Origin of the sequence: Pseudomonas resinovorans NBRC 106553 (assembly GCF_000412695.1) — a bacterium.
Lineage (GTDB): Bacteria > Pseudomonadota > Gammaproteobacteria > Pseudomonadales > Pseudomonadaceae > Metapseudomonas > Metapseudomonas resinovorans_A.
In genome coordinates this window covers 4,079,296-4,090,955 of the sequence record NC_021499.1, presented here as the reverse complement: position 1 = coordinate 4,090,955, position 11,660 = coordinate 4,079,296, and the positions used below count along the sequence as shown (strand labels likewise).

Here is an 11,660-nt window from a genome sequence, read left to right as displayed (position 1 = left end):
TTCAGGACGTTCAATCCATGTCCCATGTACCCCAAGTGAAAATCCCCGCCACCTATATCCGTGGCGGCACCAGCAAGGGCGTGTTCTTCCGCCTGCAGGACCTGCCCGAGCGCTGCCAGGTGCCGGGGGAGGCGCGTGACAAGCTGTTCATGCGCGTGATCGGCAGCCCCGATCCCTATTCGGCGCACATCGACGGCATGGGCGGCGCCACGTCCAGCACCAGCAAGTGCGTGATCCTGTCGAAAAGCAGCCAGCCGGATCACGATGTGGATTACCTCTACGGCCAGGTCTCCATCGACAAGGCCTTCGTCGACTGGAGTGGCAACTGCGGCAACCTGTCCACCGCCGCCGGCGCTTTCGCCCTGCATGCGGGCCTGGTCGACCCGGCGCGCATTCCGGACAACGGCACCTGCGTGGTTCGTATCTGGCAGGCCAACATCCAGAAAACCATCATCGCCCACGTGCCGGTCACCAATGGCCAGGTCCAGGAGACCGGCGACTTCGAGCTGGACGGCGTGACCTTCCCGGCGGCGGAGATCGTGTTGGAGTTCCTCGATCCGTCCGATGACGGCGAGGAGGGCGGCTCGATGTTCCCTACCGGCAACCTGGTGGACGACCTGGAAGTGCCGGGTATCGGTACGTTCAAGGCCACCATGATCACCGCCGGCATCCCCACGGTGTTCGTCAACGCCGAGGACATCGGCTACACCGGCACCGAGCTGCGCGAGCAGATCAATACCGATCCCGAGGCGCTGGCCCGGTTCGAGAAGATCCGGGTGGCCGGCGCCTTGCGCATGGGCCTGATCAAGACCGCCGAGGAAGCCGCCAAGCGGCAGCACACGCCGAAGATCGCCTTCGTGGCCAAGCCGGTGGACTACAGCGCCTCCAGTGGCAAGACGGTGACGGCCGGTGAGATCGACCTGCTGGTGCGGGCACTGTCCATGGGCAAGCTGCACCACGCCATGATGGGCACCGCCGCCGTGGCCATCGGCACCGCCGCGGCCATTCCGGGCACCCTGGTGAACCTGGCCGCCGGTGGTGGCGAGCGTAGCGCCGTGCGTTTCGGTCATCCGTCGGGAACCCTGCGGGTTGGCGCCGAAGCGGCACAAGTGGATGGCGAGTGGACGGTCACCAAGGCCATCATGAGCCGTAGTGCGCGAGTGCTGATGGAAGGTTGGGTGCGCGTACCTGGCGACGCGTTCTAGGTTCTGTACGAAAAGTGCCTGCGCTCGGTGATGCTGCGTTGAAATCAGCCTCAGAATGCTCATTTACAACACGTAAACTGCGCTTCTTCGGCCGATTTCGCCTTGCCTGACCTTCGCTCGACGACTTTTCGTACGAGAACCAGGGCTGTCGTTCTGCGGCCATGAAAAAGCCCGCCGAGGCGGGCTTTTTCGTCGCTGTTGGTTTTACTTTAGCCGGCGTTCGACGCCTTTCTCCACGAGGATCTTGGCGGAGATTTCTTCCACCGAGAAGTGCGTGGAGTTGATGAAATTGATGTTCTCGCGGCGGAACAGGTTCTCCACCTCGCGCACTTCGAACTCGCATTGGGCGAAGCTGGCGTAGCGGCTGTTGGGCTTGCGCTCGTTGCGGATGGCGGTGAGGCGGTCGGGGTCGATGGTCAGGCCGAACAGCTTGTCCTTGTGCTTCTTGAGGGCGGCCGGCAGTTGCAGGCGCTCCATGTCTTCCTCGGTCAGCGGGTAGTTGGCGGCGCGGATGCCGTACTGCATGGCCATGTACAGGCAGGTGGGCGTCTTGCCGCAGCGGGACACGCCCACCAGGATCAGGTCGGCCTTGTCGTAGTAATGGGTGCGGGCGCCGTCGTCGTTGTCCAGGGCGAAGTTCACCGCCTCGATCCGCTCCATGTAGTTGGAGTGATGACCGATGGAATGGGACTTGCCGACAGAATAGGAAGAGTGCGAAGTAAGTTCCTGTTCCAACGGCGAAAGGAAGGTCGAGAAGATATCGATCATGAAGCCGTTGGAGGTGGCCAGGATGTCACGGATCTCCTGGTTCACGATGGTGTCGAAGATGATCGGGCGGGCGCCGTCCACCTCCGCAGCTTTATTGATTTGCTGTACCATGGCGCGCGCTTTTTCAACGCTGTCGATATATGGCCGCGTGATCTTGTTGAAGGTGATGGTTTCGAACTGCGCGAGCAGGCTCTGGCCAAGGGTTTCGGCAGTGATGCCGGTACCGTCGGAGATGAAGAAAGCGGTTCGTTTCATTTGCGCCAAAAGCCTTAAGTCAGGAACGATTCTTGGCTATGATAGGCCGCGTTTTCGCCAGGCCCGAGCCGGTCGGCATTGTGACGTATTTTTCTGGACCAAAGCCAGAACGCAGCGGACCCGTTCCGTTTGAGCTTTTCCAACAATCAGTGGAGAGATCACCTTGGTAGAGTACGTAGTTTCCCTCGATAAGCTCGGCGTTCACGATGTTGAGCATGTGGGGGGCAAGAACGCATCCCTGGGCGAGATGATCAGCAATCTGGCGGGCGCCGGTGTTTCCGTTCCCGGTGGTTTCGCCACTACTGCCCAGGCCTACCGTGACTTCCTCGAGCAGAGCGGTCTGAACGAGCGTATCCACGCCGCGCTGGACGCACTGGACGTCGACGACGTAGCCGCCCTGGCCAAGACCGGTGCGCAGATCCGCCAGTGGGTCATGGACGCCGAGTTCCCGGAGCGCCTGAACAGCGAGATCCGTACCGCGTTCGCCGCCATGGCCGGCGGTAACGACAACATGGCCGTTGCGGTACGTTCGTCCGCTACCGCCGAGGACCTGCCCGACGCTTCCTTCGCCGGCCAGCAGGAAACCTTCCTCAACATCCGGGGCGTGGACAACGTGATCCGCGCCGCCAAGGAGGTCTTCGCCTCCCTGTTCAACGACCGCGCCATCGCCTACCGCGTGCACCAGGGCTTCGACCACAAGCTGGTCGCCCTGTCCGCCGGCGTCCAGCGCATGGTCCGTTCGGAAACCGGCACTGCCGGCGTGATGTTCACCCTGGATACCGAATCCGGCTTCCGTGACGTGGTGTTCATCACCGCCGCCTACGGCCTCGGCGAGACCGTGGTGCAAGGCGCCGTGAACCCCGACGAGTTCTATGTGCACAAAGCCACCCTGGAAGCCGGCCGTCCCGCCATCCTGCGCCGCAACCTGGGCAGCAAGGCGATCAAGATGATCTACGGCGAGGAAGCCAAGGCCGGCAAGTCGGTGAAGACCGTCGACGTGGATCGTGCCGACCGCGCCCGCTTCGCCCTTTCCGACGCCGAAGTGACCGAACTGGCCAAGCAGGCCCTGATCATCGAGAAGCACTACGGCCGTCCGATGGACATCGAATGGGCCAAGGACGGTGACGACGGCAAGCTGTACATCGTTCAGGCCCGTCCGGAAACCGTGAAGAGCCGCGCCAGCGCCACCGTGATGGAGCGCTACCTGCTGAAGGAAAAGGGCAAGGTCCTGGTGGAAGGCCGTGCCATCGGCCAGCGCATCGGCGCCGGCCCGGTGAAGGTGATCCACGACGTTTCCGAGATGGACAAGGTCCAGCCGGGCGACGTACTGGTCTCCGACATGACCGACCCGGACTGGGAGCCCGTGATGAAGCGCGCCAGCGCCATCGTCACCAACCGCGGCGGCCGTACCTGCCACGCGGCGATCATCGCCCGTGAACTGGGCATCCCGGCGGTAGTGGGCTGCGGCAACGCCACCCAGGTCCTGCAGGATGGCCAGGGCGTGACCGTTTCCTGCGCCGAGGGCGACACCGGCTTCATCTTCGAAGGCCAGCTGGGCTTCGATATCCGCAAGAACTCGGTCGACGCCATGCCCGACCTGCCGTTCAAGATCATGATGAACGTCGGCAACCCTGACCGCGCCTTCGACTTCGCCCAGCTGCCCAACGAGGGTGTGGGGCTGGCGCGCTTGGAGTTCATCATCAACCGCATGATCGGGGTGCACCCGAAGGCGCTGCTGAACTTCGCCAGCCTGCCGCTGGAAATCAAGGAAAGCGTCGAGAAGCGCATCGCCGGCTACAGCGACCCGGTGGGCTTCTACGTCGAGAAGCTGGTTGAAGGCATCAGCACCCTGGCCGCGGCCTTCTGGCCGAAGAAGGTCATCGTGCGCCTGTCGGACTTCAAGTCCAACGAATACGCCAACCTGATCGGCGGCAAGCTCTACGAGCCGGAAGAAGAGAACCCCATGCTCGGCTTCCGTGGCGCCTCGCGCTACATCAGCGAGTCCTTCCGTGACTGCTTCGAGCTGGAGTGCCGCGCACTGAAGAAAGTGCGCAACGAGATGGGCCTGACCAACGTCGAGATCATGGTGCCCTTCGTCCGTACCCTGGGCGAAGCCAGCCAGGTGGTCGAGCTGCTGGCCAGCAACGGCCTGAAGCGCGGCGAGAACGGCCTGAAGGTCATCATGATGTGCGAACTGCCGTCCAACGCCCTGTTGGCCGACGAGTTCCTCGAGTTCTTCGACGGCTTCTCCATCGGCTCCAACGACCTGACCCAGCTGACCCTGGGCCTGGACCGCGACTCCGGTATCGTTGCGCACCTGTTCGACGAGCGTAACCCGGCGGTGAAGAAGCTGCTGGCCAATGCCATTGCCGCCTGCAACAAGGCCGGCAAGTACATCGGCATCTGCGGCCAGGGCCCGTCCGACCATCCGGACCTGGCCAAGTGGCTGATGGAGCAGGGCATCGAAAGCGTGTCCCTGAACCCCGACTCAGTGCTGGACACCTGGTTCTTCCTCGCGGAAGGTCAGGCCTGATCCTTCATCGGTAGTAGCGAAAAGGGCGGGCTCAACCCCGCCCTTTTTTGTGCAAGCAGCAATCATGCAAAGCAGTAGCGAACTCTTTCCCGTTGCGCTGATGAGCGCGGAACTCCGTGGCGACCTGACTGAAGACGTCTATCGCCTGAAACCCGCCAACAGCCCTGACCCCAGCGTCGAACTGGTGCTGACCCGTCTTGGCCGTTTCGGCCAGGAGGGCGGCCGTGGCGTTCCGGTCATCCTGTTGCACGGCAGCTTTTCCAATCGCCGGTTCTGGTATTCGCCCAGGGGGCTGGGCCTTGCGCCCTACCTGGCGCGTGCCGGTTTCGACCCGTGGATAGCCGAGATGCGCGGCCACGGGCTGTCGCCGCGCAACCAGCAGTACCGTCGCAATCGCGTTGCCGACTATGCGCGCTACGACCTGCCGGCCATCGCCGCCTTCGTGCGTGAGCAGAGCGGCCAGGTGCCGCACTGGATCGGCCATTCCCTGGGTGGCACCACCCTGGCCGCGGCCCTGGGCGGCCACTACCTGGGTGAGGAGGACGTGGCGTCGGCCGCGTTGTTCGGTAGTCAGGTCAGCCGCAACTACTGGCCGCTGAAGGTGCCGCCGGTGGAGTGGGGCGGGCGCATGCTGCTCAAGCGCTTCGAGGTGCTTTCCGGTTCCTGGCTCAAGCGTGGGCCGGAGGACGAGCCCATTGGCCTCGCCCTGGAAAGCCTGCGCTGGCACGGCCTGTTCGGGCGCTTCGGCGATGCCGAGCGGGACTGGTGGGCGGGCCTGGCCGAGGTGCGCATGCCGGTGATGGCGGTGGCCGCAGCGGGTGACCTGCAAGACCCGGCCTGGGCTTGCCGCAAGCTGCTGGAACAGGTTCCGGAAGAACACCGGCACTTCCTGCTGCTGGCGAAGGACGAAGGTTTCAGCGACGACTTCGGCCATATCGAAATGCTGGTGAGCAAGGCCGCCGAGCGCGAGGTCTGGCCGCTGGTGGCCCACTGGCTGGAGCACCAGCGGCTTCCGCTCACGACAGCTGCGCTCGAGGCGGTGGCGCTCTAGATCGGAGCTTGCCGGCGCCCGGCGGTTTCGGCGAGCCGGGGGCTGTGCTAAAGATGGCGGGTATCGCGGGGCGGCGGAGGCGAGATGTTCGTAGCGCTGGAACGACTGATCAATCTGCAGGACGGCTACCGTGGCACCTTTCAGGTTCAGGGCCGGCATTTATTGCTGATCGTCGTTGATCAGCAGCCGATCCTCATGGAAAATCGCTGCCCTCATCAAGGTGCGCCCCTGCACACCGGTACGCTGGAGGGCAGCGTGCTACGGTGTTCCAGACATGGCATCGCGTTCGACCTGGGCAATGGCCGCCCGCTCAACGCGCCCTGTCCACCCTTGCAGCGCTTGCCGCTGGCCTACGACGGCGACCGCATCGGTCTCGATCTGTAACTGCTATCAAGGAGATATCCATGCAATACGTTACCCCTGATCTGTGCGATGCCTATCCGGACCTGGTCCAGGTTGTCGAACCCATGTTCAGCAACTTCGGCGGTCGCGACTCCTTCGGCGGCGAGATCGTCACCATCAAATGCTTCGAGGACAACTCCCTGGTCAAGGAGCAGGTCGACCTGCCGGGCAAGGGCAAGATACTGGTCGTGGATGGCGGTGGTTCCCTGCGCCGTGCCCTGCTGGGCGACATGCTGGCCGAAAAGGCCGCGAAGAACGGTTGGGAAGGCATAGTCGTCTACGGCTGCATCCGTGACGTCGACGTGATCGCCCAGACCGACCTGGGTGTCCAGGCCCTGGCCAGCCATCCGATGAAGACCGACAAGCGCGGCATCGGCGACCTGAACGTGGCGGTCACCTTCGGAGGCGTAACCTTCCGCCCGGGCGAGTACCTGTATGCCGACAACAACGGCATCATCATTTCGCCCGAACCCCTGGAAATGCCGGCCTGATCCGAAGAGCCCGGCGAAAGTCGGGCTTTTTCTTCCAAGGAGAACGAATGTTCGAGGAACAGAACGCCCAGTGGGGCCTGGTGCATGCCTTCGTGCTGGACGGGCGCGGCGGTGCGCAACCCGTTGCCCGGGAGGCCCTGGCCGACCTGCAACTGACGCCTGAGCAGAGCCTCTGGCTGCATTGGGATCGCAGCCATCCGCTGGCGCGACGCTGGCTGCGGGAGCAGAGCGGGTTGTCGGAGTTCACCTGCGACCTGCTGCTGGAAGAAAGCACCCGCCCACGCATGCTGGCCTTGCCGGGCGATGAGCTGCTGCTGTTCCTGCGCGGCGTGAACCTCAACCCGGGCGCCGTCCCGGAGGACATGGTCTCGGTGCGCATCTTCGCCTCGGCGCAGCGCATTCTTTCCCTGCGCCTGCGCCCCCTGCACGCCACCGACGAGTTGATCGCCCAGTGGGAGCAGGGCAGCGGGCCGAAGACTTCCTCCGAAGTGCTGCTGTATATGGCCGAACACCTGACCGACAAGGTGGACTCGCTGGTGGCCGACCTGTCCGAGCGGGTCGACGAGCAGGAAGAGCAGCTGGATAACAATGTGCGCTTCCACCCGAACCACGACCTGATGCTGCAGATTCGTCGGCGCGCCGCCGGGCTCAAGCGCTTCCTGGCGCCTCAGCGCGATATCTACGGGCAGCTGGCGCGCAGTCGTGCCCCCTGGTTCGTCGGTGACGACAGCGACTACTGGAACGAACTGAACAACCGCCTCACCCGCTACCTCGAGGAGCTGGAGCTGATTCGCGAGCGCATCGGCCTGGTGCTGGAGAGCGAAAGTCGCCGCCAGGGCGAGCGCACCAGTCGCACCATGTACCTGCTGGGCATCACCACCGGTTTCTTCCTGCCCCTGAGCTTCATCACCGGCCTGCTGGGGATGAACGTCAACGGCATTCCCGGGGACGAAACGCCCTGGGGCTTCCTCCTCGCCTGCCTGGTGATCCTGGGGATCGCGAGCTTCCAGTTATGGCTATTCCGCCGATTGCGCTGGCTCTGATGTGACCCGCCCCGTTCCAGTCACGTCTAGCCGACATACCCACGTGAGGTGCGCATGCACGATCCGTTCGAAGAATCCCTGCGGGACCTGCTGAAAGCGTCCCCGAACTCTGACCATGACGACGACGCTACCCTGGGCCGCGTGCTCAAGACCGCCAATCGCCAGGTGGGTGCGGGGGATCTGTTCAGCCTCGTCGGCCACTGGCTCGAGGCGCTGATGATCGCCCTCAACAATGGTTCGCCCCACTTGGCGCCCGTTTCGCGCCGCAATGCTTCTGACCGTTCCGCAGATAAGGCTGATTGAACATGGAATTCGACCCCTGGACTCAAGGACTCGTCAACGCAATGACCTCGGTGTGGGCACCGGTGGCGGGCTTCATTCCGCGCCTGTTCGGCGCTCTGGTGGTGGTGCTGCTGGGTTTCGTCGTGGCCAAGCTGCTGGATACCTTGCTGTCCAAGCTGCTGGCCAAGGTGGGCCTGGATCGCCTGATGGCGGGTACCGGCCTGACCAAGATGCTTTCCCGCGCCGGTATCCAGGTGCCGGTCTCCACCCTGATAGGCAAGATCGTCTACTGGTTCGTGCTGCTGATCTTCCTGGTTTCGGCTGCCGAATCCCTGGGGCTTGACCGCGTCTCGGCGACCCTCGACGTGCTGGCGCTCTACCTGCCCAAGGTGCTGGGTGCCGCCCTGGTGCTGCTGGCGGGTGTCCTGCTGGCGCAACTGGTCAGCGGCCTGGTGCGCGGCGCCGCCGAAGGCGTGGGCCTGGACTATGCCCATGGCCTGGGCCGCATCGCCCAGGGCCTGGTCATCATCATCAGCATCTCCGTGGCCATCGGCCAGCTGGAGGTCAAGACCGAACTGCTGAACAACGTCATCGCCATCGTGCTGATTTCCATCGGCCTGGCGGCGGCGCTGGCGCTGGGCCTTGGCAGTCGCGAGATCGCCGGGCAGATCCTGGCCGGCATTTATGTGCGTGAGCTCTATCAGGTCGGGCAACAAGTGAAGGTTGGCGATGTCGAAGGGCAGATCGAGGAAATCGGCACGGTGAAGACCCTGCTGCTCACCGATGAGGGTGAGCTGGTATCGGTGTCGAACCGTACCTTGCTCGATCAACGGGTAACCAGCCGCTAACACGACGGCTTTTCCCTGCTAATGTATGCCGCCAGGCGGGGTACGCGGACATCGCGCCCCCGGCGGCTTTTGACCTGACTGTCGGCCCGACCCGTTTTGAACAAGCCCCAATCGCTTTCCTTGCGCTATGACCCACGCGAGCTCTCTGATGAGGAGCTGGTGGAGCGCGCGCATGTCGAGCTTTTCCATGTCACCCGCGCCTATGAAGAATTGATGCGGCGTTATCAGCGCACCTTGTTCAATGTTTGTGCCCGTTACTTGGGTAATGATCGTGACGCTGATGATGTCTGCCAGGAAGTGATGCTCAAGGTGCTCTATGGATTGAAAAGCTTCGAAGGCAAGTCGAAGTTCAAGACATGGCTATATAGCATCACTTACAACGAGTGCATTACCCAGTATCGGAAAGAGCGTCGTAAGCGGCGCTTAATGGATGCGCTGAGTCTGGATCCGCTCGAAGAAGCCTCGGATGAGAAGACCCCAAAGGTCGAGGAACGCGGGGGGCTGGAGCGATGGCTGGTACATGTGAATCCCATCGACCGGGAAATCCTTGTGCTACGTTTTGTCGCAGAGCTGGAGTTTCAGGAGATCGCAGACATCATGCACATGGGGCTGAGTGCAACAAAAATGCGCTACAAACGTGCACTGGATCGTCTGCGAGAAAAATTCTCCGGTCTAACCGAAACTTAGTCCGGGAAAAATTATCTCTTATGGGCTGGCACCTTCTGCTAGAATTGCCACCCAAGTTGTCCGGAGATTTTGCGACAACTTACTGACCACCAAGATGGGGATTTACGGATGAAACTGAAAAACACCTTAGGCGTAGCCGTTGGCTCTCTTGTTGCCGCCTTTTCGCTGAACGCGCTGGCTCAAGGCCAAGGCGCAGTTGAGGTGGAGGCTTTCGGTAAGCGTTACTTCACCGACAGTTCGCGCAATATGGAAGACGGCAACCTGTTCGGCGGCTCGGTAGGCTACTACCTGACCGACGACGTCTCCCTGGCTCTGTCGTACGGCGAATACCGCGACATGAACTCCGATGACCGCTTCCCGCCGGACGGCCACAAGGACGTCAATGGCGCTCTGGCCTCTCTGGATGCCATCTACCACTTCGGTACTCCGGGTGTAGGTCTGCGTCCTTACGTTTCGACCGGCTTTGCCCATCAGAGCATCAGCAACCTCCCGCCCCGCGGCGGCCGCGATCGCAGCACCTTCGCGAACATCGGTACCGGTCTGAAGTACTACTTCACCGAGAACTTCTTCGCCAAGGCTAGCCTGGACGGCATGTACAACATCGACGCCAACGAATCCGAGTGGATGGCTGGTGTTGGCGTTGGCGTCAACTTCGGCGGTTCCACCCGCCAGGCCGAGCCGGCTCCGGCTCCGGTTGCCGAAGTCTGCGCTGACAGCGACAACGACGGCGTGTGCGACAACGTCGACAAGTGCCCGGACACCCCGGCCAACGTCACCGTTGACGCCGATGGCTGCCCGGCCGTTGCCGAAGTGGTACGTGTTGAGCTGGACGTGAAGTTCGACTTCGACAAGTACAAGGTCAAGGAAGAAAGCTACGGCGATATCAAGAACGTTGCTGACTTCATGAACCAGTACCCGTCCACCAGCACCACCGTTGAAGGTCACACCGACTCCGTCGGCACCGACGCCTACAACCAGAAACTGTCCGAGCGTCGTGCCAACGCCGTTCGCGACGTACTGGTCAACCAGTACGGCGTAGGTGGCGAGCGTGTTGAAGCTGTCGGCTACGGCGAGTCCCGCCCGGTTGCTGACAACGCTACCGCTGAAGGCCGCGCTGTTAACCGTCGCGTAGAAGCTGAAGTGGAAGCCCAGTCCAAGTAATTGGTCTGAGCCTCACGAAAAACCCGGCCTCGGCCGGGTTTTTCTTTGCCTGGAGAAAAGCGCTGGGAAACATCCCGAGCGCCGTTGGCCGGTACTGGCACGGTCTGCTTCCTGTAGGAGCGAAGAGAGAGTCAGGCGCTCTGCGCCAGCGCAACCACGGCGGCGGCCGCGGCGACCTCGCCTATGACCAGGATCGCCGGGCTCTTCAGTTCGAAGGCCAGGGCATCCAGTTGCATCCGCCCGAGGCTGCTGCGGCATTCGCGCTGCTGGGGCAGGGAAGCGTTCTCGATCATGGCCACGGGCATGGCGTCGGACATGCCGCCAGCGAGCAGGCCGTCGCGAATGTCCGCCAGCTTGGCCACGCCCATGTAGACCACCAGGGTCGTGCCCGATTGCGCCAGGGCGCTCCAGTTGAGGCTGCTGTCGTCCTGGGTGTGGGCGGTCACCAGGGTCACGCCGCGGCTGATGCCGCGCAGGGTGAGGGATATGCCGCAGTTGGTGGCGCCGGCGAGGCCTGCGGTGATGCCATTGACCAGTTCGCTGTCGACGCCGCGCGCGGCGAGCCATTCGGCTTCCTCACCGCCGCGACCGAAGATGCACGGGTCGCCGCCTTTGAGGCGGACCACGCATTTACCCTGGCGGGCATGGCGCAGCATCAGCCGATGGATGAATTCCTGGGGTGTCGAGCGGCAGCCGCCACGCTTGCCCACACGGATGATCCGGGCGCCGGAGCAGTGTTCCAGCACAGCCGGATTGACCAGGTCGTCGATCATCACCACATCCGCCTGATTCAACGCCTTCACCGCTTTCAGGGTCAGCAGCTCGGGGTCGCCGGGGCCCGCACCTACCAGCCAGACTTTGCCATTCATTGGGATTCTCCGGGGCGCCTCGGGCGCCAGCAATACTTCAGGTCCAGGCCAGTACGTCGTTGGAA

13 protein-coding genes are annotated in these 11,660 nt (G+C 62.9%); 10 read left to right on the top strand and 3 right to left on the bottom strand.

Annotation, left to right across the window (positions count from 1 at the left end):
- Nucleotides 1–17 precede the first annotated feature (17 nt).
- Nucleotides 18–1,205 carry a 2-methylaconitate cis-trans isomerase PrpF gene (gene prpF / locus PCA10_RS18505; protein ID WP_016493590.1) on the top strand — a complete coding sequence of 396 codons (1,188 nt, stop codon included), beginning with the start codon at nucleotides 18–20 and terminating at the stop codon, nucleotides 1,203–1,205.
- 204 nt (nucleotides 1,206–1,409) lie between these two features.
- Here the strand turns inward: prpF and ppsR are convergent, their stop codons facing one another.
- Both ppsR and PCA10_RS31310 read right to left on the bottom strand, forming a co-directional pair.
- Complete coding sequence (gene ppsR, locus PCA10_RS18500; protein ID WP_016493589.1) at nucleotides 1,410–2,228, bottom strand: posphoenolpyruvate synthetase regulatory kinase/phosphorylase PpsR; 819 nt, start codon at nucleotides 2,226–2,228, stop codon at nucleotides 1,410–1,412.
- A gap of 19 nt (nucleotides 2,229–2,247) precedes the next feature.
- Nucleotides 2,248–2,445: a hypothetical protein gene (locus tag PCA10_RS31310; RefSeq protein ID WP_394296605.1), complete on the bottom strand. Its 198-nt coding sequence runs from the start codon at nucleotides 2,443–2,445 to the stop codon at nucleotides 2,248–2,250.
- Between PCA10_RS31310 and ppsA the strand changes: the two genes are divergently transcribed.
- From ppsA to PCA10_RS18455, 9 genes are all read left to right on the top strand, one after another.
- Nucleotides 2,392–4,761, top strand: a complete 2,370-nt coding sequence (ppsA, locus tag PCA10_RS18495; RefSeq protein ID WP_016493588.1) for a phosphoenolpyruvate synthase — start codon at nucleotides 2,392–2,394, stop codon at nucleotides 4,759–4,761. The genes PCA10_RS31310 and ppsA overlap by 54 nt on opposite strands.
- Nucleotides 4,762–4,825: 64 nt before the next feature.
- Entirely contained in the window at nucleotides 4,826–5,812 is a 987-nt protein-coding gene (locus tag PCA10_RS18490) for an alpha/beta fold hydrolase (protein WP_016493587.1), read from the top strand.
- Between the two features lie 84 nt (nucleotides 5,813–5,896).
- Nucleotides 5,897–6,196 carry a Rieske (2Fe-2S) protein gene (locus PCA10_RS18485; RefSeq protein WP_016493586.1) on the top strand — a complete coding sequence of 100 codons (300 nt, stop codon included), beginning with the start codon at nucleotides 5,897–5,899 and terminating at the stop codon, nucleotides 6,194–6,196.
- Between the two features lie 20 nt (nucleotides 6,197–6,216).
- Complete coding sequence (gene rraA / locus PCA10_RS18480; RefSeq protein WP_016493585.1) at nucleotides 6,217–6,705, top strand: ribonuclease E activity regulator RraA; 489 nt, start codon at nucleotides 6,217–6,219, stop codon at nucleotides 6,703–6,705.
- Nucleotides 6,706–6,752: 47 nt separating this feature from the next.
- Complete coding sequence (locus PCA10_RS18475) at nucleotides 6,753–7,748, top strand: zinc transporter ZntB (protein WP_016493584.1); 996 nt, start codon at nucleotides 6,753–6,755, stop codon at nucleotides 7,746–7,748.
- Between the two features lie 48 nt (nucleotides 7,749–7,796).
- Nucleotides 7,797–8,051 carry a CrfX protein gene (locus tag PCA10_RS18470; protein WP_197539856.1) on the top strand — a complete coding sequence of 85 codons (255 nt, stop codon included), beginning with the start codon at nucleotides 7,797–7,799 and terminating at the stop codon, nucleotides 8,049–8,051.
- Between the two features lie 2 nt (nucleotides 8,052–8,053).
- Nucleotides 8,054–8,878, top strand: a complete 825-nt coding sequence (locus PCA10_RS18465) for a mechanosensitive ion channel family protein (RefSeq protein ID WP_041770346.1) — start codon at nucleotides 8,054–8,056, stop codon at nucleotides 8,876–8,878.
- 96 nt (nucleotides 8,879–8,974) lie between these two features.
- On the top strand, nucleotides 8,975–9,565 hold the full coding sequence (gene sigX, locus PCA10_RS18460; RefSeq protein ID WP_081663978.1) for an RNA polymerase sigma factor SigX: 591 nt from the start codon (nucleotides 8,975–8,977) through the stop codon (nucleotides 9,563–9,565).
- A 108-nt stretch (nucleotides 9,566–9,673) separates the two neighbouring features.
- A complete protein-coding gene (locus tag PCA10_RS18455; RefSeq protein WP_041770344.1) occupies nucleotides 9,674–10,726 on the top strand; it encodes an OmpA family protein in 1,053 nt (350 codons plus the stop codon).
- Between the two features lie 131 nt (nucleotides 10,727–10,857).
- On the opposite strand, the gene cobA is transcribed toward PCA10_RS18455, so the two are convergent.
- Nucleotides 10,858–11,595 (bottom strand): uroporphyrinogen-III C-methyltransferase, encoded by a 738-nt coding sequence (gene cobA / locus PCA10_RS18450; RefSeq protein WP_016493579.1) that lies wholly within the window; start codon nucleotides 11,593–11,595, stop codon nucleotides 10,858–10,860.
- Nucleotides 11,596–11,660: the final 65 nt, after the last annotated feature.